Source organism: Pseudarthrobacter sp. MDT3-1 (assembly GCF_054510755.1).
In genome coordinates, this window is record NZ_JBTNDX010000034.1 from 1 (window position 1) to 20846 (window position 20846).

The 20846-nt window shown below is 66.3% G+C and carries 17 protein-coding genes; 9 read left to right on the forward strand and 8 right to left on the reverse strand.

Going from position 1 to position 20846, the window contains the following annotated elements; all coding sequences use genetic code 11:
* Positions 1–103: 103 nt before the first annotated feature.
* A complete protein-coding gene (locus ACX80X_RS18900) occupies positions 104–1591 on the reverse strand; it encodes a nucleobase:cation symporter-2 family protein (RefSeq protein WP_459313045.1) in 1488 nt (495 codons plus the stop codon).
* Positions 1592–1756: 165 nt separating this feature from the next.
* Positions 1757–2665 carry a factor-independent urate hydroxylase gene (gene pucL, locus ACX80X_RS18905; protein ID WP_252602841.1) on the reverse strand — a complete coding sequence of 303 codons (909 nt, stop codon included), beginning with the start codon at positions 2663–2665 and terminating at the stop codon, positions 1757–1759.
* A 363-nt stretch (positions 2666–3028) separates the two neighbouring features.
* On the opposite strand from pucL, the gene ACX80X_RS18910 reads away from it, so the two are divergent.
* Positions 3029–3226 (forward strand): hypothetical protein, encoded by a 198-nt coding sequence (locus tag ACX80X_RS18910; RefSeq protein WP_252602843.1) that lies wholly within the window; start codon positions 3029–3031, stop codon positions 3224–3226.
* Positions 3227–3330: 104 nt separating this feature from the next.
* Here ACX80X_RS18910 and ligD read toward each other — a convergent pair whose 3' ends face one another.
* Positions 3331–4584 carry a non-homologous end-joining DNA ligase gene (gene ligD / locus ACX80X_RS18915; RefSeq protein ID WP_459313047.1) on the reverse strand — a complete coding sequence of 418 codons (1254 nt, stop codon included), beginning with the start codon at positions 4582–4584 and terminating at the stop codon, positions 3331–3333.
* 130 nt (positions 4585–4714) lie between these two features.
* Complete coding sequence (locus tag ACX80X_RS18920; protein ID WP_252614753.1) at positions 4715–6079, reverse strand: 8-oxoguanine deaminase; 1365 nt, start codon at positions 6077–6079, stop codon at positions 4715–4717.
* A 390-nt stretch (positions 6080–6469) separates the two neighbouring features.
* On the opposite strand from ACX80X_RS18920, the gene ACX80X_RS18925 reads away from it, so the two are divergent.
* The 8 genes from ACX80X_RS18925 to ACX80X_RS18960 all read left to right on the forward strand — a co-directional run bounded on the left by ACX80X_RS18925 (position 6470) and on the right by ACX80X_RS18960 (position 17261).
* On the forward strand, positions 6470–6964 hold the full coding sequence (locus ACX80X_RS18925; RefSeq protein ID WP_252609626.1) for a nucleoside deaminase: 495 nt from the start codon (positions 6470–6472) through the stop codon (positions 6962–6964).
* 15 nt (positions 6965–6979) lie between these two features.
* Entirely contained in the window at positions 6980–8506 is a 1527-nt protein-coding gene (locus ACX80X_RS18930; protein ID WP_252609821.1) for an NCS2 family permease, read from the forward strand.
* A gap of 316 nt (positions 8507–8822) precedes the next feature.
* Positions 8823–10109, forward strand: coding sequence for an XdhC family protein (locus ACX80X_RS18935; protein WP_252614751.1), 1287 nt, complete (start codon positions 8823–8825; stop codon positions 10107–10109).
* On the forward strand, positions 10100–11035 hold the full coding sequence (locus tag ACX80X_RS18940; protein ID WP_252614749.1) for an FAD binding domain-containing protein: 936 nt from the start codon (positions 10100–10102) through the stop codon (positions 11033–11035). The genes ACX80X_RS18935 and ACX80X_RS18940 overlap by 10 nt, the downstream gene beginning before the upstream one ends.
* Before the next feature lie 2 nt (positions 11036–11037).
* Positions 11038–13848, forward strand: a complete 2811-nt coding sequence (locus ACX80X_RS18945) for a molybdopterin-dependent oxidoreductase (protein ID WP_459313050.1) — start codon at positions 11038–11040, stop codon at positions 13846–13848.
* A 261-nt stretch (positions 13849–14109) separates the two neighbouring features.
* Positions 14110–15678 carry an NCS1 family nucleobase:cation symporter-1 gene (locus tag ACX80X_RS18950; RefSeq protein WP_252602856.1) on the forward strand — a complete coding sequence of 523 codons (1569 nt, stop codon included), beginning with the start codon at positions 14110–14112 and terminating at the stop codon, positions 15676–15678.
* A gap of 32 nt (positions 15679–15710) precedes the next feature.
* Complete coding sequence (locus ACX80X_RS18955; RefSeq protein ID WP_252614745.1) at positions 15711–16454, forward strand: aspartate/glutamate racemase family protein; 744 nt, start codon at positions 15711–15713, stop codon at positions 16452–16454.
* 27 nt (positions 16455–16481) lie between these two features.
* On the forward strand, positions 16482–17261 hold the full coding sequence (locus ACX80X_RS18960) for an SDR family oxidoreductase (RefSeq protein ID WP_459313053.1): 780 nt from the start codon (positions 16482–16484) through the stop codon (positions 17259–17261).
* A gap of 22 nt (positions 17262–17283) precedes the next feature.
* Here ACX80X_RS18960 and ACX80X_RS18965 read toward each other — a convergent pair whose 3' ends face one another.
* From ACX80X_RS18965 to nboR, 4 genes are all read right to left on the reverse strand, one after another.
* Positions 17284–18300, reverse strand: coding sequence for an aldo/keto reductase (locus ACX80X_RS18965; RefSeq protein ID WP_252602864.1), 1017 nt, complete (start codon positions 18298–18300; stop codon positions 17284–17286).
* A 71-nt stretch (positions 18301–18371) separates the two neighbouring features.
* Positions 18372–19151 (reverse strand): SDR family oxidoreductase, encoded by a 780-nt coding sequence (locus ACX80X_RS18970; protein WP_459310138.1) that lies wholly within the window; start codon positions 19149–19151, stop codon positions 18372–18374.
* Positions 19148–20023: an aldo/keto reductase gene (locus ACX80X_RS18975; protein WP_252602870.1), complete on the reverse strand. Its 876-nt coding sequence runs from the start codon at positions 20021–20023 to the stop codon at positions 19148–19150. The genes ACX80X_RS18970 and ACX80X_RS18975 overlap by 4 nt, the downstream gene beginning before the upstream one ends.
* A 171-nt stretch (positions 20024–20194) precedes the next feature.
* A complete protein-coding gene (gene nboR / locus ACX80X_RS18980; RefSeq protein WP_459313055.1) occupies positions 20195–20803 on the reverse strand; it encodes a nicotine blue oxidoreductase in 609 nt (202 codons plus the stop codon).
* Between the last annotated feature and the right edge of the window lie 43 nt (positions 20804–20846).

A 20846-nucleotide genomic window follows, 5' to 3' on the forward strand; every position in this document is an offset into this window, starting at 1 on the left:
TACCGGGCCAAAGGCCGTGCCATCGACCGCCGAACCTACCCCGCGACACTCACCACGAGAATCTTGACACCCGACCCAGACGACTAACCGAACGGCATTGGGGTTAGTGCTCCGCGGACGTCTTGAGCGGGACTTCCTTGCCCTCGGCGTCGATGAGCTTGCCGCCCTCGTAACGGTCGCCGTCGGCCAGGATCTTCAAGTCGGCTTCGGTGACCACCCGGGCGGTGCCGGCCACAAACACTGACTGGTTCTCCGAGTTGCCGGCCTTGAGGTGGTTGAAGAGCAGGTTCAGCAGGATGGCCATGACGGCGGCCGAGCTGATGCCCGAGTGGAAGATCGTGGAGAACCAGGACGGGAACTGGTCGTAGAACTTCGGGGCCGCAATCGGGATCATGCCAAAGCCGATGGAGGCGGCCACGATGACCAGGTTCATGTTGTTTTTGTACTCCACCTTTGCGAGCGTGCGGATGCCGCTGGCGGCCACCGTTCCAAAGAGTACGACGCCGGCGCCGCCCAGGACGGGGGTCGGAACCGCTGCGACCACACGGCCGAGGATGGGCAGCAGGCCCAGGATCACCAGGATGAGCCCGCCGGCGCTCACGACGAAGCGGCTCTTGATGCCCGTGATGGCCACGAGGCCAACGTTCTGGGCGAAGGCGCTCTGGGTGAAGGAGTTGAACAGGGGCGAGATGGCGCTTGAGAGCATGTCCGCCCGCAGGCCGTCGCCGATGCGGCGGGAGTCCACCTTGGTGTCCACGATCTCGCCGACGGCGATGATGTCCGCCGAGGTCTCGGTGAGCGTCACCAGGATGACAATCAGCATCGAAATGATCGCCGCAATCTCAAAGGTCGGCAGGCCAAAGGCGAACGGCGTAGGGAAGGCAACTACGTCGCCCTGGCCCACTTTGGAGAAATCCGCCATGCCCGTGAACAGCGCGATCACGGTGCCGATCACCATGGCCAGCAGGATGGACAGCCGGGAGATGGCGGCATTACCCACCTTGCTCAGCAGCAGGACGATGCCCATGGTGGCCGCGGCGAGGCCGATGTTGGCCACGCTCCCATAGTTCTCGGCCTTGGCGTTGCCGCCCATGGCCCAGTCTGCGGCGACCGGCATCAGCGTCAGGCCGATCGTGGTGATGACGGTGCCGGTGACCACGGGCGGGAAGAACTTGATGATTCTGGAGAAGAGCGGCGTGATGGCCAGGCCGATCAGGGACGCCACAATCACCGAGCCGAAGACGGCCTGGATGCCGCCGCCGCCCTGCACGATCGCCACCATGGTGGAGACGCCGGCGAACGAGACGCCCTGTACCAGGGGCAGTTGAGATCCAAAGAACGGGATGCCCACGGTCTGCAGGATGGTGGCGAGGCCGCCGACGAACAGGCAGGCCGCGATGAGCAGGCCGATGTCCGTGGCGGACATACCGGCCGCGGCTCCGATGATGAGCGGCGGGGCGATGATGCCGCCATACATGGTCAAAACGTGTTGGAAACCGTACGCGAACGTGCTTCCGATCGAGAGGCGCTTGTCCTCGGGGCGGGCCGCGGAACTAGTCGACGCGGGCCGGGACTTCTTCTTGCTGTTCATGGCAGACTTTCTTGGTTCATGGCAGACGCCTTCGTCTGGCTAACAATGTCTGGCTAACAATTTGGGGCTTTGGGGCCGGTTGATTTCGACAAGCTCAATCACCGTAGACGGGCCCAACCACCGGGTTTGGTCCGGTGGTCGAGCCCGTCGAGACCCGGTGGCAGATCAGCAGAAGCCGGCGATGCCGTTCCAGGCGGCGGGGGCCGTGCCTGAGTTTTCGCGCTGGACCGTGGCCTCGATCAGGCCGTAGGGGCGGTCCGCGGCGAAGAAGACCTCGTTGGGGTTGTCGAGCCCGAACGGGCTGAGGTCAACCAGGAAGTGGTGCTTGTTGGGCATCGAGAACTTGATCTCGTCCACTTCGCCGTGTGCTTCCAGGACCTTCTTGCCCATGTCGAACAGGGTCTGCTGCAGGGCGTGGGAGTAGTTCTCCGTGAAGCCCTCGAGCAGGAGGGCCTTGATGTCCTCGTAGCTCTTGTTGAAGTCCGTGGCCGTGTGGTCCAGGCCCGTGCTGTAGCGCCAGCGGGCGGAAACATCCGTGGCCAGGATGCGGTCCGTGGTCTCGGGCAGGGTGGTGTACTTATCTCGCGGGTAGCCGACAAAGCCGGACTGGGTGGTCTTCAGGACGGTCAGGTCCTTGAGCCCGGAGATCAGGTGCGTGGTGTTGCCGTCCCGGACCACAACGGCGGTACGGACTTCCTGCCCGTTCCGGACAAAGCTGTGGTCGTGTTCGGAGCCGTGCGACTGGATGCGGTCCCAGGTGTAGGACTCGGCTTCCCAGCGGCCGCCCGTAACCCAGTCGAAGCCTGACGTGAAGTGCTCGCTGAGGCGAAGAAGGAAGGCTTCGGGGGAGCCAACGCCCGCCCTGGCGAAGGCGTAGATGGTGTTCTTCTGGGTGTCCGTGGCGACGACGTGGGCGTTGTCGCCCTGGAGGTGCGCAGCCTCGAAATCGCCGCGCAGCTGCGAGGTGACGTTCAGGTCTTCGATCTGGTGGCGGTCGGTGTCGCGGGTGACTTTGACGACGCGGACTTCGGCCTTTCCGTACTGGTTGTGGCCGAGGATGATGTTGCTGCTCATGGTCAGATTCCCAACTTCAGGTATGTGGGACCAAGGTTCCACATAGAAATTAAGCGCGCATTTCCCGCGCGTTTCTAGTACCGTCGGCCCAACAAAAAATGAGCCGACATCAATTGATGTCAGCTCATTACGACCCTGCCTGCTGCTCCCAGGTTACGTGACTTGCGCCACGAGTTGGGTACCAGAATAGCCCAGCTTCGGGGTGGTGTACATCACAATCTGAAAAATCAGTTTGTGACCGAGGGTCGCCCGGACCATTGACGTACCGAGATCCGGCAGTTTAGGCTATTTCACATAGCAAAAGTTCTTTTCCACTTTGCGGAATCATCAAAGTATCATCAACCCACCTCGGAGGAGGATCAGATGTACCAGCAGGACACAACGCCGGTCGCACCGGAACACACGGCGGCACCCGCCGTCCAGGAGTTCTACCTTCCCCTCGGAGGCGGAACGGATCCGGACTTCTATCTGCCCGCGGACCGGGAGCATGTTCCGGGCCGCTTCTCGCGCTGGGTCCAGGGCCTGCCGGGCTTCGGCAGCCAGCGTTCCCGACGGGGCTGACGACACGCATCTTCGTTGAGGACACGCAAACGGCCTGGCGACACCCAAATTCGGGTGTCGCCAGGCCTTTTGCGCGTCGCGGGGCCGTTTGCGCGTCGCCAGGATCAGGACTCCGACGGCCCCGGGCGCCCGGGCCACTGCTTGCCGGCCCAGGGGTCGTAGTCGGCGATGAGTTCCTCCTGTGGCGGACGCTCCGGTTCGGGGACGTGCTGCAGGTTCACCCGCACCCGGTACCAGAGCGAGCTTGATCCGCGCATTCCGTCGACGAGCACATCGGCGGGGTGCAGGGCCGGGACGAGGTCCACGTGCCGGGACTTCCACTCATCGAGTGCCGCGAGGGCCTCGGGCTTGGTCCTGGTGCGGGCAACCTCGATGAGCGGCATCAGCGACTGCCGGCGGCCGGAGCCGTCTCCGCTGCGGGGCGTTTTCTCGGCGGGGCCGAGCTCGGCCGCCAGCGCGAGGAGCCCGTCGAGTGTGCCCACCGCGTCATCGATCCCGGCGTGCGGGTCGCCCACGCTGGCGAAGCGCCCGGGCACCGTCCGCACCGTGAACTGTTCCGGCCGGATGGAGCGGACCTCATCCCAGGTGAGCGGCGTCGAAACCCGGGCATCGGGCAACGGTCGGATCGAGTACGCCGATGCCACGGTGCGGTCCTTTGCGTTCTGGTTGAAGTCGACGAACACACTTTCGCCGCGCTCTTCCTTCCACCACCGCGCGGTAGCGAGGCCGGGAGCGCGGTTTTCGACCTCGCGGGCGAGGGTCTCGGCGGCGAGCCGCACCTCGCGGAACGACCACTGCGGCGCGATCCGCACCAGGATGTGGAGTCCACGCGACCCGCTCGTCTTCGGCCACCCCACCAGCCCCACGTCGTCGAGCACCTCCCGCGCGACATGCGCGACATCAACGATCTGGGACCAGCTGACCCCCGGCATCGGATCGAGGTCCACCCGGAGCTCGTCCGGGTGCTCAAGGTCCTCGGCGCGCACGGGATGCGGGTTAAGGTCCAGGCAGCCAAGATTCACCACCCACGCCAGGCCCGCAGCATCCCGGATGACGGCCTCCTCAGCCGACGTCCCCGACGCGTAGTGCAGCGTCGTTGTGTCGATGAAGTCGGGGTGGTTTTCGGGCACGCGCTTCTGGAAAAACGGCTCAGCGTCGATGCCCTTCGGGAAGCGCTTGAGCACCATGGGCCGGCCACCCGCACCGCGCAGCGCACCATCCGCGACGGCGAGGTAATAGCGGACCAGGTCGAGCTTAGTCAGCCCGGGCTCGGGGAAAACCACCTTGTCCGGACTCGAGATGCTCACCTCGGTGCCGCCAATGTCGAGGATCTCGGCCGGGGTCTTCGACGGGCTCATGCCGCCACGCTAGCAACGATCGGAGGTGGCAGCCAGAGCTCGTGCATAGGCCCGTTCTGACGGTTCCCTGAACGCCCGACGCCGCTGGACGTCGTGTGCGCAGGGAACCGTCGAAACGGCCAGCGAAGAGCTACCCCGCCACAAGCTTCCGCGCCGCGGCCGAGTGCTCCGCAATGAGCCCCGCGATGTCCAGCCCCGGGATCTGCCCGTCCACCACACGCCACTTCCCGCCCACCATGACGCGGTCCGCGCGGTCCGCGCCGCACAGCAACAGCGCCGCCACCGGGTCGTGGCTGCCGGAGAACCGCAGGTCGTCGAGGCGGAAGAGTGCCAGGTCGGCCTGCATCCCCGGCGCCAGTTGACCAATATCGGAACGCCCCAGCACGGCTGCCGAGCCCCGTGTCGCCCAGCCAAGAGCGCGCTCCACCGGCACATCCGCTCCGTAGCGCAGCCGCTGCAGGTACAGCGCTTGCCGAGCTTCCAGGATCATGTTGGAAGCATCGTTCGACGCCGATCCGTCCACTCCCAGCCCCACCGGGACCCCGGCTGCCTCGAGTTCCAGCACGCGTGCGGTGCCTGACGCGAGCCGCATGTTCGACGTCGGGCAGTGTGCAACGGCGGTGCCGGCGGCTCCCAGCCGGGCGATCTCGTCGTCGTTGAAGTGGATACCGTGGCCCAGCCAGGTGCGGTTGCCCAGCCAGCCGACGCTCTCAAGATAGTCCACGGTGCGCAGGCCGAACATCGAGAGGCAGAAGTCTTCCTCGTCGATGGTCTCAGCGAGGTGCGTGTGCAGCCGGACGTCAAACCGCTCGGCCATCAGGGCGCTCTCGGCCATAATTTCCTTGGTCACCGAGAACGGCGAGCACGGTGCCAGCGCAATCTGGATGACGGCGCCGTCGCCACGCTCGTGGTACTGGGAGATGAGGCGTTCGCTGTCCGCCAGAACGATCTCCGGCCGCTGCACCGTGGACTGCGGCGGCAGGCCGCCGTCGTCCGTTCCCAAGGTCATGGAGCCGCGCGTAAGGGTGGCCCGCATGCCGAGTTCGCGTACGACGCCGACCTCCACGTCGATCGCGTCCTCGAGTCCCGCGGGGAACAAGTAGTGGTGGTCGGCTGCCGTGGTGCAGCCGGAGAGCAGCAGCTCGGCCAGGGCCACTTTCACCGCGAGTTCCAGGCTGTCCGGAGTCAGGCGCGCCCAGACCGGGTAGAGGTTCTGCAGCCAGGGGAACAGCGGGGCGTTGGCCACCGGACCCCAGGCGCGCGTGAGGGTTTGGTAGAAGTGGTGGTGCGTGTTGATCAGGCCCGGCATCAGGACATGCGCGGAGGCGTCAAACGTCGAGTCGCAGGGTGCGGACGGCTGCCCGCCGGCCGGAACCAGCTCGGCGATGATGCCGCCGCTGACCATGATGCCGCCGCCGGCGTCGAGCCCGTTGGCGGTGAAAGCGGCGAGCGGGGTCCTGATCCAGAGCCTGGACGGGATATGCGGGTGGGCCATGGATGGCTCCTTGTCTGGTCGGCAACAAATGCGTTCCAGCTCAGTTAGGCCCTGTCTGCTGATCCAGGTGGCGCCAGCCTAGGGTGCTGCCGCGACGGAAGTCAATGCCACGTGGGGTCACATACGGCCCATTCCGCGCCTCTGGATAGGCCGTATGTGACCCCGCGTTGCTAGGTAATTTCACATCACGAAATTAAGTTTCCAGAAAACTATGGCGCTGCTCACACATCCGGTGCTAATCTCGATCTTGCCAAAGGCGGGCACCCGGACTCCGGGAAGCTATCTACCAGGCGAACCTTCAAAAGCACATGCTGAAGCCTGGTAGCCGTATCACTGGCGCGTCCCCGTCTCAGGGTTACTGGGCTTCCTTGCCACTAAGGAAGTCGCAAAATGAGCACAACCGTCACGGCCGAACATTTCCTGGCCGCATCCATAAATCTGGCAACAGCCAACGTCCTGGACAGCGGCGGCCCGTTCGGCGCTGTCGTTGTCACCGCGGATGGCCGCGCCTTCGAAGGCGTCAACCGGGTCACCGCCACAAACGACCCCACGGCCCACGCCGAGGTCACCGCCATCCGCAATGCCTGCCGCGAGCTCGGCACCTTCGATCTCAGCGGAGCCACCCTCTACACGAGCTGCGAGCCCTGCCCCATGTGCCTGGCCTCGGCCCTCTGGGCCCGGATCGGCAACGTGGTCTTCGCCGCCGACCGGCACGACGCAGCCTCCGTGGGCTTCGACGACGCGGTCTTCTACGAGTACTTCGAGAACGAGGACCGGGATGCACTGATGCCGGTCGCCAAGCTGGAACTGGGCGACCCCCAGGCTCCCGCCATCCTGGAACCGTTCAAGACCTGGAACACGCTCGATTCCAGGATTGACTACTAGGATCCGGTGGCTGACATGACAATCCTGGACCCCGCAGAAATGCGAACCGCAGCTGAAAAGCAGGCTGCGCCCGAAGGTGCAGAGCACACGGCGGCACCCCGGCCCCCGGCGTCGAAATCCTTCCTGGATAGTTTCTTCCAGATCACCAAGCGTGGCTCCACGCTGGCGCGCGAATTCCGCGGCGGCATTGTCACGTTCTTCACGATGGCCTACATCGTGATCCTCAACCCGCTGATCCTGGGCGGTTTCTCGGCCGAGAACGCCCCCACGGACGTCGCCGGCGGCTGGCTCTCGGCAGCGCAGGTGGGGGCCGTTACCGGGCTCACCGCCGGCGTTATGACCATCGTGTTCGGCCTCGTCGCCAACCTGCCGTTCGGGCTCGCAGCGGGCCTGGGCATCAACTCGTTCCTGGCAGTGGCCGTCATCCAGGACGTCACCTGGCCCGAAGCCATGGGCCTGGTGGTCATCAACGGTGTCCTGATCGTCCTCTTCGGCGCCACGGGTGCCCGGACGGCGATCTTCAAGGCAGTCCCCAAGGAACTCAAGGCTGCCATCACCGTCGGCATTGGCCTGTTTATCGCCTTCATCGGCTTTGTGGATTCCGGCTTCGTCCGCCCCACCAAAGGCGGCCCGCCGGTCCAGCTCGGCAACGACGGCTCCATCACCTCCATCCCCACCCTCGTCTTCATCGTCGGTCTGTTGGTCATGGGAATCCTCGTGGCCCGCAAGATCCAGGGCGGCCTCCTGATCGGAATCGTCGCCACCACAGCCCTCGCCGCCGTCGTCGAGGCCGCCATGCATATCGGTCCCGGCAGCGCCGACAACCCCGGCGGCTGGCACCTCAACGTGCCCGTGCTCGCCGGCCAGCTGGTCTCCGCCCCGGACTTCAGCCTGGTGGGCCAGTTCGATCTCTTCGGCTCGTTCTCAAGGATCGGCGGCCTCGCGGCAACCATGCTGGTGTTCACCCTGGTGTTCACCAACTTCTTCGACGCCATGGGCACCATGACCGGGCTCGCCAAGAGCGCCGGAGTGGCGCACAAGGACGGTACGTTCCCCAGGCTGAAGTCGGCCTTCATCGTCGAGGGCATGGGCGCAGTGGTGGGCGGCGGAACGTCCGGCTCGTCCAACACCGTCTACATCGATTCCGCGGCCGGCATCGGCGAAGGTGCCCGTACCGGCCTGGCCTCCGTGGTGACCGGAGTGCTGTTCCTGGGCTCGATGTTCTTTACGCCGCTGACCTCGGTGGTGCCGCTCGAAGTGGCGGCAGCCGCCCTGGTGGTGGTGGGCGCCATGATGATGGCACAGATCCGCGAGATCAAGTTCAGCAAGTTCTCGATCGCATTGCCGGCCTTCCTGACCATCATCACCATGCCGCTGACCTACTCGATCGCCAACGGCATCGGCGTCGGATTCATCTCTTTCGCGGTCATCAGTGCGGCGTCCGGCCGGGCCAGGAAGGTCCATCCGCTCATGTGGGTGGTCACCGCGGGCTTCATCATCTACTTCGCCCGCGGGCCGATCAACGCCCTGCTGGGCGCGTAGACCCCCGGCGTAACTGCCCATTCGGGCGCCTTAAACGTGTCATGTCGCCTTAAACGGCGGTCCATCCGCACCCACCGCATCGAGTAGGCGTCCGCCGCCGTGGTCCACAGCATCAGAACCTACGACGGCGGGCGGCGGTGGAGTGCGGCTGGGCCGTCACGGACCGGGGCTGGATTAGAGGCCCCGCCCCGGTCCCCTCAAACAACTCCCCGGACTTTCCCTCTACACCAGCAAGGAATGAGATTATGAGGCAAGACCGCGCTCTGTTCCGGACGGTCTTCCCGTCCGGGACCTCAGTGGTAAAGGACGTGTTGCCATGCTGGACCTAATACCTTCACTGGGAGGCTGGCGGCCCGCGGTCTCCGGCCAGCGCTGCGCCGTCGCCACCATCGTGGCCGCGGGCGGCTCCGTGCCCCGGCCGCTCGGCACGTCCATGCTTGTGTCGGAACACGGGGACGTCCTGGGCAGCCTCTCCGGTGGCTGCGTGGAGGGCGCCGTAGTGGACGCCGCCCTTGCGGTAATGCGCGACGGCGGCAGCCGCCTTGAGTCGTTCGGCTACAGTGCCGAGGACGCGTTCGCCGTCGGACTCTCCTGTGGAGGAGAGCTGGAGGTCCACATCCAGCCGCTCGGATCCTCGCTGGAGGCCATGGACTTCGCCATGCTGAACGGCCTGGTGGGCCGCCACTCCACCACTGCCGTGGCGCTGATCCGCCGGCTCGACGCGGGCGGGGGAGCCGTCGTCGTGCAGGATCCTGTGCGGTTCCGCGCCATGGAGTCCCCGGAACTTGCCCGGCTGGTGGGTGACCATCCCGCCACTGTTTACGCGGCAGCCGCCCAGCTCGAGCCGCTGCTCCAAGGCGGCCGCGCCGGTTTGGTCCGCGTGGCACCACCCGGCGGCTGCTCCGACAGCCGGGACCAGACCCACCCCGAACCCATCACCCTGTTTGTGGAAAGCCGGCTCCCCGCCGCGCGCATGCTGATCTTCGGCGCCAACGACTTCGGCGCCGCGCTGCTCCCGGCCGGGAAACTGCTGGGCTATGACGTCACCTTGTGTGATGCCCGGCCGGCTTTTTCGAACCAGGGCCGATTCCTCGCCGCCGACCAGGTGGTCACGGACTGGCCGAACCGCTATCTGGAGGCAGAAGCAGCCGCGGGCCGGGTGGACGGCCGCACCGTGGTGTGCGTGCTGACCCACGACCCCAAGTTCGACATCCCGCTGCTGGAAACCGCGCTCGGCCTGGGCCTCGCCTATGTGGGCGCCATGGGTTCGCGGCGCAGCCACCGCCAACGCATCGACGCGTTGCTCGCGGACGGCACGCCGGCGGAAGCGCTGGAGCGGCTCCATTCGCCCATCGGCCTGGATCTGGGCGCGGTCACCCCGGCAGAAGTGGCTGTTTCCATCACGGCCGAGATCCTCGCGTCCCGTGGCCGGGCCGGACGGGGCAGCACCACGCCGGCGCCGCTCAAGGCATCCTCGCTCAAGGACGGCAGCGGCCCCATCCACCCCACATCAGAACCCCGCACGCACGAACCCCGCACGCACGAACCCCGCACGCACGAACCCCGCACGCACGAACCCCGCCAGGAGAACCCATGGACATGAACACCATCGAGGCCGTCGTGCCCACGACGGACCCCGCCGAATGGCGCGACGGCGATGCCTGGCTGGCCGGCGGCACGGTCCTGTTCTCCTACGGGAGTACCGTCCTGAAGCGGCTGCTGGACCTTGGCGAAGCGGGTTGGCCGGCCGTGACCGTGAGCAACGCCGGGATTGAACTGGCCGCCACATGCACCGTCGCGGAGCTCTACGCCCTGCCGGGTTCGGACGAAGTTGCCGGCAGGGAGTGGCCGGGCCTGGACTTGTTCCGTCCATGCTGCGACTCCTTCGTGGCATCCTTCAAGGTCTGGAACATGTCCACCGTGGGCGGCAACCTGTGCACCTCGCTCCCGGCCGGGCCCATGATCTCGCTCTGCGCAGGGCTGGACGCCACCGCCACCATCCTCGGCCCCGGCGGCAGCAGCCGCACGGTCCCGGTGGCCACGTTCATCACCGGGGACGGGCAAAACAGCCTGGCACCCGGCGAGCTCCTGCGCAGCATCCACCTGCCGGCGTCGGCCTTGTCCGCGAAAGTGGCCTTCCGGCGGCTCTCGCTCAGCAACCTCGGCCGTTCCGGAGTCCTGCTGATAGGACGGCGCGACGCCGACGGCGGCCTGGTCATCACCGTAACCGCCGCCACCAAACGCCCCGTACAGCTGCGGTTCACCGCTGCCAAGATGGCCGGCCCCGCGGCCCTGGCGGCCGCCGTCGGGAAGGCCATTCCCGCGGAGCTGTACCACAACGACATCCACGGGCTGCCCGAATGGCGCCGGGACATGACCCTCCGGCTTGCCGAGGAGATCCGAGCGGAACTGCTGGAGGAACGGCTCACCGTGTCAGGCGATTTCTGGGCCGGCCGGCCGCACGCCTTGTCGCCGCAGCCAAGCGCGCAACCCGACACAGCACAGAACAAGCAGCAGAAGGAGGCCTGAGCATGGCAATCGAAATCAACGGCACCGCCACCCCGGCCACACCCCGCCCCGGCCAGTGCCTGCGCACGTTCCTGCGCGAACAGGGCAATTTCGGGGTCAAGAAAGGCTGCGACGGCGGCGACTGCGGTGCCTGCACCGTCCACGTGGACGGCACCCCCGTACACAGCTGCATCTACCCGGCCGTCCGCGCCGACGGCAAGGCCGTCATCACCGTCGAAGGCCTCGCCCAGGGCGGTGCGCTGCACCCCGTGCAGGAGCAGTTCCTGGCCGAACAGGGCTTCCAGTGCGGCTTCTGCACCGCCGGCATGATGATGACCGCAGCCACCTTCGACGACGAACAGAAAGCCAACCTGCCCCGCAGCCTCAAGGGTAACCTCTGCCGCTGCACCGGCTACCGTTCCATCGCGGACGCAGTATGCGGGACCCTTACGCACGACGGCGGCGCGGCAGCTGGCGCCGCCCGTCCGGCTTCCGCCGCCGGCACCACGGCAGCCCAGGCCGGGCAGCTCGGCGACAACGTGCCCGCCCCGGCGGGCCTCGCCGTCGTCACCGGAACCGCCCGCTACACCCTGGATGTCCCGGCTGACGAGCTAGACGGCCTGCTGCACCTGAAGCTGCTGCGCTCACCCCACGCGCACGCACGGATTGTTTCCATCGACAGGACGGCCGCGCTTCAGGTGCCGGGCGTCGTCGCGGTGTTTACACACGAGGACGCCCCGGCGCAGCACTTCTCCACCGCCCAGCACGAGCTCTACACGGACGATCCCGACGACACCCGCGTCCTCGATGACGTGGTGCGGTTCATCGGCCAGCGCGTGGCCGCCGTCGTGGCCGAATCCGTGAGTGCCGCCGAGGCCGGGGCCCGCGCCCTGCAGGTGGAATACGAGCTGCTGGACACCGTCTTCAGCCCGCAGGACGCCATGCTCCCCGGCGCCCCGGCACTGCACGGGGACAAGGACGCCGTTAAGGCCCGGATCTCGCGGCCGCGGCAGAACGTCGTGGCCGAGCTGCACTCGGAGCTGGGCAGTGTGTCGGACGGTTTCGCCGCTGCCGACTTCATCCATGAGCACACGTACAGGACGCAGCGCGTGCAGCACGTCGCCCTGGAAACGCACTCCTCCATCGCCTGGCTCGACGAGGAAGACCGCCTCGTGGTCCGCACCTCCAGCCAGGTCCCGTTCCTGGTCCGGCGCACGTTGGGCCGGGTGTTCGACCTTCCTGAGGACCGCATCCGCGTGGTGGCCGGACGCGTGGGCGGCGGCTTCGGCGGCAAGCAGGAAGTGCTCACCGAGGACCTCGTTGCCCTCGCCACGTTCACGCTGCGCCGGCCCGTGCAGGTGGAGTTCACCCGCACGGAGCAGTTCACCGCCACCACCACGCGGCACCCCTTCACCATCAAACTCAAGGCCGGCGCCAGCAAGGACGGTCTCCTCACCGCGCTGCAGCTGGGCGTGGTCACCAACACCGGCGCCTACGGCAACCACGCCCCCGGCGTGATGTTCCACGGCTGCGGGGAGTCGCTGGCCGTGTACAAGTGCGCCAACAAGAAAGTGGACGCGCATGCCGTCTACACCAACACCGTGCCGGCCGGAGCCTTCCGCGGCTACGGGCTGAGCCAGATGATCTTCGCGATCGAGTCGGCCATCGATGAGCTGGCTGTTGGCATCGGCGTGGACCCCCTGGAATTCCGGCGCCGGAACATGGTGCGCGAAGGCGATGACATGCTCTCCACCAACCCCGAGCCCGAGGAGGACGTCCGCTACGGCAGCTACGGCCTGGACCAGTGCATCTCCTTGGTGCGTGATGCCCTGGACCGTGGCAAGCAGCGCTACCGCGACGCCGGGCTCGACGACCTCGGTCCGGACTGGGTCACCGGGGAAGGTTCCGCGCTGTCCATGATCGACACCGTCCCGCCCCGCGGCCACTTCGCCCACACCCGCGTGAGCCTGCTCGCCGACGGCACGTTCGCGGCCGACGTCGGGACCGCCGAATTCGGCAACGGCACCACCACGGTGCACGCACAGCTGGCCGCGACGGCGCTCGCCACCACGGCGGGGAAGGTTGCCGTGCGGCAGTCCGATACCGACCTGGTGGAGCACGATACCGGCGCGTTCGGTTCAGCCGGCACCGTGGTGGCCGGGAAGGCCACGCTCCTGGCGGCCACCGGGCTGGCCTCCCGGATCGTCACCGTCGCCGCGGCGCTGACCGGTGTGCCGGAGACCGAGTGCGTGCTCGACGACGGCGGCGTGGACTGTGCCGGACGGCGGGTTCTGCTCGCGGACATCCACAACGCCGCGCGGGACCAGGGCGTGCGGCTCGCCGTCGAGGGCAACTGGGACGGGACGCCGCGATCGGTGGCGTTCAACGTGCACGGGTTCCGGGTGGCGGTCAACACCGGCACGGGGGAGCTGCGGATCCTGCAGAGTGTGCAGGCAGCCGACGCCGGCGTGGTGGTGAATCCGCGGCAGTGCCGCGGCCAGATCGAGGGCGGCATCGCGCAGGCGCTGGGCGCTGCACTGTATGAGGAGGTCCGGGTGGACGACGCCGGCCGGGTCACCACGGACATCCTGCGGCAGTACCACATCCCGTCCTTCGCGGACGTGCCGCGGAGCGAGGTCTACTTCGCTTCCACCAACGACCAGGTAGGCCCGCTCGGTGCGAAATCCATGAGCGAAAGCCCCTTCAATCCGGTGGCCCCGGCCTTGGCCAACGCCATCCGGAACGCCACGGGGGTCCGGTTCGCGGAGTTGCCGATCGGCCGGGACAAGATCTACTTAGGTTTGAAGGAGGCAGGGCTGGTCCCCTCCCGCTAAGACCAACGCGGGGTCAGATACGGCCCGTGGGGCGGGGTTTAATGGGCCGCATCTGACCCCGCGTTGCTGCGGTAGTAACCGTTTGTGACTGGCCGTCTTCCGGCGACCCCTTGACTGATGCGTGACCCAGGTCATACCGTTATTTCACTACTCGATACCCATTTTCCGCATTGTGGAAAAAGCAGCGACGCTCCTGCCGTTAGTTTCCGGCATAAATCCCACAGCGGAACATGGAAGACATCTTCAAGAAGTGAGATAACGATGCAAACAACACCGTTGACCGGCCTAGACCCGGCACCCGAGACCCCATCGGACATGGGCAAAGCGGCCCACCCCTCCATGGGTGTCGACGCACTTTGTGATTCGGCCACCGCCGTCTCAGGCCTGGCCATCAGCCCCACCCTGTACAACGTAGACCTTGCCCCCACCAAGCGTGAAGGCCGCCGGTGGACCGGCTATAGCATCTTCACGCTCTGGGCCAACGACGTCCACAGCCTCGGTAACTATGCGTTCGCCATCGGCCTTTTCGCCCTCGGGCTTGGAGGCTGGCAGATCCTCCTTGCCTTGGGCATCGGAGCTGTGCTGCTCTTTGCCCTGCTCAACTTCTCCGGCTTCATGGGGGTCAAGACCGGTGTACCGTTCCCGGTCATGAGCCGGATCAGCTTCGGTATCCGCGGTGCCCAGATCGCCAGCCTGCTCCGCGGCGCCGTCGCCATCGCCTGGTTTGGGATCCAGACGTACCTGGCCTCGGTGGTCCTCCGCGTAATGCTCGTGGCCATGGTCCCCTCCCTCAAGGAGCTGGATGGCAACTCCATCATGGGCCTGTCCACACTCGGCTGGATTGCCTTCGTTGCACTGTGGATCGTCCAGCTGGTCATCGTCAGTTTCGGCATGGAAATGATCCGCAAGTACGAGGCCTTCGCCGGGCCCATCATCCTGGTGACCATGGCTGCCATCGCCATCTGGATCTTCGCGGAAGCCGGCGGCTCCATCGCCTGGGCATCGGACAATGCGCTCGAAGGCGCCGACATGTGGCGCACCATCTTTGCCGGCGGCGCACTGTGGGTCTCCATCTACGGAACCTTCGTCCTGAACTTCTGCGACTTCACCCGCTCAGCGGTCTCCAAGAAGGCCGTGGTCCGCGGAAACTTCTGGGGCATCCCCATCAACATGCTCGTCTTCGGCGCCATCGTGGTCGTCATGGCAGGCGGCCAGTTCAAAATCAGCGGCAAAATCATCGAGAGCCCCTCGGACATTGTCCAGACCATCCCGAACACGCTCTTCCTTGTCCTGGCCTGCCTGGCCCTGCTGATCCTGACCATCGCCGTGAACCTGATGGCCAACTTCGTGGCCCCCGTCTATGCACTGACGAACTTGTTCCCCAAGCACCTGAACTTCCGCAAGGCGGCGTGGGTCAGCGGTACGATCGGCCTCATCATCCTTCCCTGGAACCTCTACAACAACCCCCTGGTCATTGTGTACTTCCTCGGCGGACTGGGCGCGCTGCTGGGGCCGCTGTTCGGCGTGGTCATGGCAGACTACTGGCTGCTTCGCCGCGGCAAGGTCAACGTTCCGGAGCTCTACATCGAGTCGCCCACGGGAGCCTACTTCTACAAAAAGGGCTTCAACCCCAAAGCGATCATGGCACTGATACCGTCTGCCACCGTCGCCCTCGTGATCGCTTTTGTTCCGGCCTTCGAGGGAGCCGCCCCGTTCTCCTGGTTCTTCGCAGCCGGCATCGCGGCAGTGGTGTACTACCTGATTGCGGACCGCAAGCAGCAGTTCGACGACGTCGACGGCGAGCCCATCGCCATCGTCAGCACCCACTAACTAACCAACCTGTCCCGAAAGGGGAAAGCGCCATGCGCATCCTTGTGGCCAACGTCAACACCACGCAGTCCATGACCGACTCCATCGCCGCCTCGGCCCGCAGCGTGGCGGCACCCGGAACGGAAATCATTGGAATCACGCCCCGCTTCGGCGCAGACTCCTGCGAGGGAAACTTTGAGAGTTACCTCGCGGCAATCGCCGTGATGGACGCCGTGGTCAACTATCCGGAACCGTTCGACGCCGTCATCCAGGCCGGCTACGGCGAGCACGGCCGCGAAGGGCTCCAGGAGCTCCTGGACGTTCCGGTGGTGGATATCACCGAGGCGGCCGCGAGCACCGCGATGTTCCTGGGCCACAAGTACTCCGTGATCACCACCCTGGACCGTGCCGTGCCGCTGATCGAGGACCGGCTGAAGCTGGCCGGCCTCGACGCCCGGTGTGCCTCGGTCCGGGCCAGCGGCATGGCCGTGCTTGAACTGGAGGAGGAGCCGGAGCGCGCGGTGGAAGCCATCATCGAACAGGCGCTGCTGGCCGTCCGCGAGGACAAGGCGGAAGTCATTGTCCTCGGGTGCGGCGGCATGGCCGGTCTGGACGAGGAGATCCGGAAGCGTGCCGGCGTCCCCGTGGTGGACGGTGTGGCCTCGGCGGTGACCATCGCCGAAGGGCTGGTCCGCATGCGGCTGAGCACCTCAAAGGTCCGGACCTACGCCACCCCGCGGCCCAAGACGGTCATAGGCTGGCCAATAACGGCAGCGGAAGTGCCCGCTGCACCTTAGCCTGGCCATCAACACAAGGAGCGACCCATGACTGCAACCCACCGGCCCGTACAACCGCACCGGCCGGCACCGGTCGCCGTCGTGACCGGTGCAGGTTCCGGAATTGGCAGGGCGGTGGCGCGGCTCATGCTGGCCGACGGATACCGCGTGGTGTTGGCCGGCCGCCGTGAGGCTCCGCTGCTGGAGTCCGCGGCCGGTCACCGCCAGGCACTGACGGTGCCTTGCGACGTGAGCGTGCCCGACGACGTCGAGCGCCTTTTCGCTGCGGCCCTCGGCAAGTGGGGGAGGGTTGACGTCCTGTTCAACAACGCCGGCGTGTTCGGCCCGGCCGCGTCGGTGGATGAAATCAGCGTGGCCGACTGGGACGCGGTGGTGGCGGTGAACCTTACCGGCTCCATGCTGTGCGCCGCCGCCGCCGTGCGGGCCATGAAATCCCAGGATCCGCAGGGTGGCCGCATCATCAACAACGGGTCCATTTCAGCGCATTCGCCGCGGCCGCGGACAGTGGCCTATACGGTCACCAAGCACGCCATGACGGGCCTTACCAAGAGCATCGAGCTGGACGGCAGGGATTTCGGCATCACCTGCGGCCAGATCGACATCGGCAACACAGCCACGGACATTATGGGCACCATCGGCGTGGACTCCGGTGCCCTGCAGGCTGACGGTAGCCGCAGGGTGGAGCCCACGTTCCCGGTGCAGGACGCCGCGCGCGCCGTGCTCCTGATGGCAGGCATGCCGCCGTCGGCCAGTGTGGGCTCGGTGGTGATCACGGCCGCCGGCATGCCGTTCATCGGCCGGGGCTGACAAAGTTGGCGCCTGGGCGCTCTTAGCGGCGGCGTGCCGCCGGGACCAGTTCATTTGCACCGTAGCTGTTGTCGTCGGGATTCAACGTCCGGCCCGGGGCGACCAGTTCGTCGATGCGGTCCAGGATCTCAGCGGACAATGTCACGGTGGCCGCTGGCAGCTGGGATTCGAGCTGCTCCATCGTGCGGGGTCCGATGATGGCGGAGGTGACACCCGGGTGGTTGATGGCAAACGCGATCGCCAGCTCGATCAGGCTGATCCCGGCGTCTTGGGCGACGTGCGCGAGTGCGTCGACCACCTCAAGCTTCTGCTGGTTCGCGGCGCTGCTCATGTCGAAGCGGGCGTTGGGCCGTGCTGCCGACGTTGGGGTCGGCGCGGTGTCCTTGCGCCACTTTCCGGAGAGCCATCCGCCGGCCAGCGGGCTGTAGGTGAGGGTTCCCATGCCATGGCGCTGTGTCGTCGGAAGGACGTCCTCTTCAATGCCGCGGACGAGGATCGAGTAGGGCGGCTGTTCGGTGACGAACCGGGCGAGGTTTCCTTGGCGTGAGGCGACCTGTGCTTCGACGATCTGGCTGCCGGAGTATGACGAGGAGCCGATGTAGCGGACCTTGCCCTGCCGGACCAGGTCCGTGAGGGCGCCCAACGTCTCCTCGACATCCATCAGGGCGCTGGGTCGGTGCACCTGGTAGAGGTCGATGTAGTCGGTGCCGAGGCGCCGGAGCGAGTCCTCCACCGCCTGCATGATCCACTTCCGGGAGCCGCCGCTGCGGTTGGGACCCTTACCCATGGGCATGAAGAACTTGGTGGCCAGCACGACGTCGTCGCGCCGCTTTTTGAGTGCCTTCCCGACGATCTCCTCCGATTCGCCGTCCGAATAGACATCGGCCGAGTCGACGAAGTTGATGCCGGCGTCCAGCGCGTGGTGGATGATCCGGATCGAATCGTCAACGTCCGTATTGCCCCAGGCGCCGAACATCATCGTGCCCAGACACAGCGGGCTGACTTCCACGCCGGTGCGGCCCAGTAGACGGTAGTCCATTTTTACTCCTTGTTTGATGGTGGTCTGTGATTCAAAGTGGCGCTTCGGTCGGCGGGGCACCGACGTGTGGCCTACGACTGGTTGTTTGCGGCCAGCGCGGCGAGGTCCCGGCGCACGCGCTCCGGCTCGGCGTCGGCAGGCATGTTCGGCTGGTCCCGGACCCCGTCCAACGAACCGGCGGGGTCCTTGTCCAACGCTTCGAAGACAGGCTTGAGGCTTTCCTGGGCAGGTCCATGCTCGGCGACAAGTTCAAACGTCAAGCGATCGGAGGCGTCAGAGACGAGGCTGTCGACGAGGACGCGGGCGATCTGGTGACGCGCGATGACGCCGTCCGCGGGGCTCCCCGCGTGGCGGGTGTCGCCCTGCAGCAGCATGATCTCCGTCTGGTCGTCGTCGTTGTAGTCGAACCATCCGGGCCGGACGATTGTGTAGGCGTTCCCGCTTGCTCGGACCAGGCGTTCGCTGCGTCGTTTCCAGTCGTGGGTGCTGCCGCGGCGGGTTACACCGATGGCTGTCATGAGCGCGATGCGCACGCGGCGGCCGCCGAGGGCCTGGATGACGTTCTTGACGGCTCCGTAGTCGACGGTTTCGGCTGCCGCGGCATCGCCGTAGGAGGAACCCTGGGTGAAGATGACCGCGTCGATTTCGGCCACCGCGTCCGCGAGGGTTTCTACCAGGGTCAGCTCCCCAGTGACCTTTTGTGCGCCGGCATCGAGCCGGCCGGCACGCGAGGCGTCGCGCACGAGGGCCCGCGTCTTGTAACCCTGACGTACGGCTTCCGCCACGACATGGCGGCCGACGCTGCCGGTGGCGCCGACGACGAGTGCGATGCCCGGTTTCTTGGTGTTCATGCTTCCGGGATATCCCGTCCGAAGGCCTCCAGGGTGACCGAGTCGGGGTCGGGACCACCACGCACTCCCGTGTCGAGCGCTCCGAGTGCACTCATCTGCTCAGGAGTGAGGTCGAACCCGAACACGTCGAAGTTCTCGGCGATGCGTTCAGGGCGGACCGATTTGGGGATGACGGAGTGTCCGAGCTGGAGCTGCCAGCGCAGCATGACCTGGGCGGCAGTCTTACCATGCTGTTCGGCGACGCGGCGGATGATGGGGTCGTTGAACGTGCTCGTCGCAGCGTCGCCGCGGTAGGAGGTGATGCCGCCGATCGGTGACCAGGCCTGCGTGAGGATGCCCAGGTGCGAGCCGGCTTTTCGCACGTCGGGCTGCGTGAAGTAGGGGTGTACCTCGATCTGGTTCACCGCGGGGATGATCGTGGTCTGTTCGCGCAGCGCCGTCAGGTGGTTCGGCATGAAGTTGCTGACACCGATGGCGCGGACGCGGCCGTCCTCGAGCAGCTGTTCAAGGGCCCGGTAAGCCTTGATCGTCTTGTCGAATTCTGCGGAGAGTGGCTGGTGGAGGATGAAAAGGTCGAGCTGGTCGACGCCGAGTTTGCGGGAACTCTTCTCGAACGCGTGCAGGGTCTGGTCGTAGCCGTAGTCGCTGATCCAGACCTTGGTCTCGATGAAAATTTCGGAACGGTCCATACCGGAGCGGCGGATGCCCTCGCCCACCTCGCGCTCGTTGGCGTACGCAGCCGCCGTGTCTATGTGGCGGTAGCCGGTCTCCAGTGCCGAAACGACAGCAGCCGTCGTGGCCTCGGGCGGGGTCTGGAAGACACCAAGCCCGATGGCGGGCATGACGACTCCATTGTTGAGTGTGATGTTCATGGTTGTTCTTGTCCTCTCGCAGCCCGTTCAGGGTGCGGCCTGCACCAGTCCGGGCCGAGATTTCAAGCCTAGGCGGGTCACTGTCATCAAGGCAGGCACTGTCATAACCCCGTTCGAGTCGCAGGCCAGGGCATCCGGTGCGGTGCGGATAGCGCAGCAAGGAGACGTTTGCTACTGGAGGAGATGCAGCTGTTCTGGGGTGTCGAGGTCTTCGCCCCCGGAGAGGTCGGTGCAGTCCACGAGGTCTAGCAGTTCCGGGTGGGCCTGGAGGAAACGGCGTGCCCCGGCGTCGCCCGTTGCCGTTTCCGCGGCCTCAGCGCGGAGGCTGGAATCCAGGAGCAACGGATGTCCCCGCCGGAGTTTTCCGTCGGTGCCGCGGTAGGCGGCCGCCGTCACCCGGCCAGGCCTATGGGATGCCAGCAACCGGGCGACGGTCTCGGTGGTCAGGCCGGGCTGGTCCACCAGCGCGATAAGCACATGGTCCTCCGGGGCTGCCGCGGCAACTCCCGCCCGGAACGAGCTTCCCATTCCGGTGGCCCAGTCCGGGTTGTCGATGACCCGGTGCCGGCTGAGATCGGTGGCTGTGCGGACCGATTCCGCGGCCGCGCCGAGCACCGTCACCACTTCCCGGCAGCCGCCTGCGAGCAGCACATCTGCCAGCACTTCAACGAGCGTGCGGCCGTGGAACCGGAGCAGCGCCTTGGGCCCGAGCCCCAGTCGCCTCCCGGCACCGGCGGCAAGCAGCACCGCCGTCGTACGTTGTTTGTCCAGGTCAGCCATCGCCCCAGCCTATCCAGCCACATGACAGTTGACGGCAGTGTTC

Coding starts and splice junctions, on each gene's coding strand:
- ACX80X_RS18900 (WP_459313045.1), bottom strand. CDS start 1,591: ATGAACAGCAAGAAGAAGTCCCGGCCCGCGTCGACTAGTTCCGCGGCC.
- pucL (WP_252602841.1), bottom strand. CDS start 2,665: ATGAGCAGCAACATCATCCTCGGCCACAACCAGTACGGAAAGGCCGAA.
- ACX80X_RS18910 (WP_252602843.1), top strand. CDS start 3,029: ATGTACCAGCAGGACACAACGCCGGTCGCACCGGAACACACGGCGGCA.
- ligD (WP_459313047.1), bottom strand. CDS start 4,584: ATGAGCCCGTCGAAGACCCCGGCCGAGATCCTCGACATTGGCGGCACC.
- ACX80X_RS18920 (WP_252614753.1), bottom strand. CDS start 6,079: ATGGCCCACCCGCATATCCCGTCCAGGCTCTGGATCAGGACCCCGCTC.
- ACX80X_RS18925 (WP_252609626.1), top strand. CDS start 6,470: ATGAGCACAACCGTCACGGCCGAACATTTCCTGGCCGCATCCATAAAT.
- ACX80X_RS18930 (WP_252609821.1), top strand. CDS start 6,980: ATGACAATCCTGGACCCCGCAGAAATGCGAACCGCAGCTGAAAAGCAG.
- ACX80X_RS18935 (WP_252614751.1), top strand. CDS start 8,823: ATGCTGGACCTAATACCTTCACTGGGAGGCTGGCGGCCCGCGGTCTCC.
- ACX80X_RS18940 (WP_252614749.1), top strand. CDS start 10,100: ATGGACATGAACACCATCGAGGCCGTCGTGCCCACGACGGACCCCGCC.
- ACX80X_RS18945 (WP_459313050.1), top strand. CDS start 11,038: ATGGCAATCGAAATCAACGGCACCGCCACCCCGGCCACACCCCGCCCC.
- ACX80X_RS18950 (WP_252602856.1), top strand. CDS start 14,110: ATGCAAACAACACCGTTGACCGGCCTAGACCCGGCACCCGAGACCCCA.
- ACX80X_RS18955 (WP_252614745.1), top strand. CDS start 15,711: ATGCGCATCCTTGTGGCCAACGTCAACACCACGCAGTCCATGACCGAC.
- ACX80X_RS18960 (WP_459313053.1), top strand. CDS start 16,482: ATGACTGCAACCCACCGGCCCGTACAACCGCACCGGCCGGCACCGGTC.
- ACX80X_RS18965 (WP_252602864.1), bottom strand. CDS start 18,300: ATGGACTACCGTCTACTGGGCCGCACCGGCGTGGAAGTCAGCCCGCTG.
- ACX80X_RS18970 (WP_459310138.1), bottom strand. CDS start 19,151: ATGAACACCAAGAAACCGGGCATCGCACTCGTCGTCGGCGCCACCGGC.
- ACX80X_RS18975 (WP_252602870.1), bottom strand. CDS start 20,023: ATGAACATCACACTCAACAATGGAGTCGTCATGCCCGCCATCGGGCTT.
- nboR (WP_459313055.1), bottom strand. CDS start 20,803: ATGGCTGACCTGGACAAACAACGTACGACGGCGGTGCTGCTTGCCGCC.